Source organism: Rhodopirellula maiorica SM1 (assembly GCF_000346295.1).
GTDB classification, from domain to species: domain Bacteria; phylum Planctomycetota; class Planctomycetia; order Pirellulales; family Pirellulaceae; genus Novipirellula; species Novipirellula maiorica.
This window is the reverse complement of sequence record NZ_ANOG01000711.1, coordinates 1-3,901: the sequence shown is the minus strand read 5'-3', so window position 1 is coordinate 3,901 and position 3,901 is coordinate 1. Positions and strand designations below refer to the sequence as shown.

The following is a 3,901-nucleotide window of genomic DNA, read 5'->3' as shown; positions in this document are numbered from 1 at the left end:
ACCGGAGTTCTTCCGGCTGAATTATGAAACACAGGAACTAGCAAAATGAAACGAAACTGGATTGGCACTCAAGCCGTACGTGCGTTGACAACCTTGGTCGCTGCACTTCCTCTCACTGCTGTGAACGCTCTTGATGGGGTTAGCCCCGGTTTTGCAAACCAGCTAGAACGTGGGTCGGAGGGTCAATGGCAGGGGCAATATGCAGGTGACCCCGATTATCTGCCACCTGAATACGAGACCCCCGTGCATGGCGGCGCCGCGTACGACGGCCCCGTTTTTGATGAACCGGTTTATAATCCATCCGAATACTCGCCGCACTCGACGCATCGACACGCTGGTCACTGCAGTTCGTGCGATGCCCCCTCGGGCCAATGCGGATGCAAATCGGATCACGGTGACGGCATTTTTGCAAAGCTTCACAAGATGAAACAGCAACGAGATTGTCACATTGATCCGTGGTGGGCACATCGAACCAGCCTGTTCGGTGAATTCTTGTGGCTGCGGCCTGGCAGCACCGATCTGATCTACGCGACCGAGCAAACCGATCCTGATCCGGCCGTCGCATCGCCAACCGGACCACTTGGAATCGTTGGTCTGGACGCCGAAGCAGGTTTTCGCGTCGGAGGCAGCCTGGGGTTATCACAGTGCAGCAGTATTCAACTTTCTTATGCACGCTGGGATGGCAGTTCGCAAAGCTCGATCGCAGCCCAACAAAACAACGTGCTCGCATCTAACGTGACTCATCCAAGTGTTGCCACATCGGGCAACAGCAGTCTCGAAGCATTTGCGTCACAAGAGATGAATTTCCAAACAGTGGATTTGAACTATCGCCACCTTTGGAAACAAACCGACTCGATCGCGGTCAACTGGTTAGCTGGCGTTCGCTACGGAAACATCGAACAAAAATTCAGTGCCGATCAAACCGTCTCGGTTGCCACAGGGCTGACCAACGTCGCCACCGACATTGATTTTGATGGTTTTGGTATCAGCGGTGGTTTGGACTTCGAAACGTACAGCTGCAAGACGGGCTTGATGCTTTACGGCAAAACGATGGCTAGCTTGATGGCGGGCGAATGGAACGCGACTTACGACCAACGCAACCAATTCGGTGGCGGCGTGATCTCGAATCGTTACGAAGACTTCCATGCGACACCAACACTTGACGCCGAACTTGGCGTACGCTGGATGGGCCACAAACGCCACTTGGTGCTGTCGAGCGGTTTCCTGATGAGTGCTTGGTACGAATCGGTCACCACACGCAGCTACATCGACTCGGTCCGCGACGGCCAACTCACCGACGCCGGCGAAACGATGACCTTCAGCGGTCTAACCGCACGAGCCGAATGGCGTTTTTAAGCTGAAATTAAACCGAAACGAACCACCCGCAACGCGTGTCGAATAAAAATTCGACACGCGTTTTTTTGCGCTATAGTCTAACGCTGTGAAGCATTTCGTAGCGGAACTGGCGTGAGTGCTTCGGGGCCCTGACTGCAGATCGAAAGTCTCGCCCGCCTTCCGCTGCGATAAAGTAACGCAAACGTGATAGGGAAGGACGCTTCAAAGGGTTTGTTTGGTCACCAGCTCTATCGGAACCGCGACTTCCATCAAGACGATCGATATACCGAAAGACCTCTTCTCATCTGGTTGCGACTTCTCTCGACCTCTCGCTACGTACCGGCCTGCTTTCAGAATGAGGCACGAAGGATGGCTTCACGGGGCACGCTTTCCTCGCCGTTTGTACGGTCACTGACCTAACTTTCAGATTGTGGCTTCGCTCAACGTGTCAACCAGTGGCGGGCTGAGGTGTGGTCAAATTGACTTGGCATGAGTGATTCTCGTTGTCAAGTATCGATCATGAAGATTCTCATAAAAATCCTGCTGCTCCCCCTATTCTTCCTATCTTGCGGGCTGTGATGCCCTTATCATGATTTTCAGGTGATTCACCAACAGCCCTGCAGGGGGCTATTGGTTCGCTTTTGGTTTACACACTTCTTTGATTCGCAACACGGGTAGGAGTTGTCATGATGTTTGGCAAGCTAGCACGCAAAGATCGTCTGCAGGACCGCAGGACTCGTGACTCGAAACGAAGCCGGCTTACCCACTTGATTTCACGCAAACCACGGCTTGAGTCATTGGAGGATCGACGGTTGCTGGCGGGCGACACTCTTACCCTCTTCCTATCCCCTGGAGACGGCGTTGCGGACGACATTCATGTAAGTCGCGTTGATGCATCCACGATTCGCATTGAAATCACGGGCGTATCGCCGATTGACGCTACGGGAATCGACCAATTGATTGTCGAGGGAAATTCAGACAACAATCATCTGACGCTTGACTACTCGGGCGGAGTTCTTGTTCCGAGCATACAATTTAATGGTGGCATGCAAACCGGCGGTGAAGGCGACTCGCTCACGGTTCTCGGTACGTTTAGCGATCAGATTCTGAACTACACCACGACGGGGGCGGGTGGCAACAACGGAGACCTAAACCTTGACGGCGCAACAATTACCTACACCGGTTTGGAACCGATCAATGCGGGTAACGCAGCGAATACGATCTTGAATTTGCCGGTTGGATTTGCCAACGACGCGACCTTGCAAAACAGTGTCAATGCCGGTGACATCGAGATCGTCGACAACGGCGCGACGTTCGAGGACACGGTCATTCCCAACCCGACAAACTCGTTGACCGTCAACCTTGGCGACATGGGCGACTTGCTGAACGTCACCACTTTGGATCCCGGCTATGCAGCATCGTTGATCATTAACGGTGGAGCGGCAAGCACCGACCAGGTTGATCTGACGAACGTTGATCTGGTCAACACCCCGGGCCGCGGTCTGTGGGTTACCGAATCCGAAACGCTTAATGTCACCGGAGGCACGATTTCCGGTAACAGTGCGGCAATCGGCGGCGGGATTCTGGTTGACAGCTCGAGCACCGGACCTACCACAGCGATCATCGACGGGGCGACAATTAGCGGGAACACCGCGACCGGTGCTGCCGCCAATCAGGGCGGGGGAGGTATTTTTAACAACGGTGCCGGCATGATCGTTGGAAACGTGGTTGCCTCGACAGTTTCCAACAATGTGGCCAATGGCGCGCTCGGCAGCGGTGGTGGAATTTTCAATGGCCCCGGCGGACAACTGTTTGTCTCCTCGGGATCGATCATTTCCGGTAACTCTGCCAATCGCGCAGGGGGTGGTATCGAAGATGCATCCAATCAAACCGTGATCAATGGAGTTTCATTGCTAGGGAGTTTCACGCTCGATAACAACGTGGCCACAGGTACCGCTAGTGCACCAGGCAACGGCGGCGGTCTGCACGTCACTGGTACGTCGCCCACGTTCATCGGCGCCGGCAGCGTCAGTGGAAACAGCGCTGCCGAAGAAGGTGGTGGGCTGTGGAACAACACCGGAACCATGACCATCGACGGCACGACGATTAGCGGCAACACCGCCAGCGGCGCAAGTGCCGACCAAGGGGGTGGCGGTGTCTTCAATAGCGGCGGAACGCTTTTGATCGGTTCAACGGCTCCGGTCGACATCCGCGATAATGTCGCCGATGGCGCTGCGGGCAGTGGCGGGGGCATTTTCAACTTTGCCGGCTTCCTAGACGTACGCAGCGGGACGACGATCACCGGCAATGCTGCTAATCGGGCAGGTGGTGGTATCGAAACTACCGGTGGCCCCGGTTTGACGACGATCCTTGACGGCGTGTCTCTCGACAATAACGGTGCCCTCGGCGGTGGAGTAGCGGGCAGTCCCGGCAACGGCGGTGGTCTACATGTCTCGGGGGCTGGCGACATCTTGATCACGGGCGGTACCGTCAACGGAAACTCTGCTGCATTGGAAGGCGGCGGATTATGGAACGGTGGTGGCATCATGACCATCAACGGCACCAC

2 protein-coding genes are annotated in these 3,901 nt (G+C 55.3%); both read left to right on the top strand.

Annotated elements, in window-relative coordinates:
- Positions 1-45: 45 nt before the first annotated feature.
- The gene (locus RMSM_RS23100) at positions 46-1,356 is read left to right on the top strand and encodes an Lpg1974 family pore-forming outer membrane protein (protein ID WP_008702115.1); all 1,311 of its coding nucleotides are present in this window, start codon (positions 46-48) and stop codon (positions 1,354-1,356) included.
- Between the two features lie 665 nt (positions 1,357-2,021).
- Positions 2,022-3,901: beta strand repeat-containing protein (locus RMSM_RS23095; RefSeq protein ID WP_390173312.1), on the top strand; the 1,880-nt coding region annotated here is incomplete at its 3' end.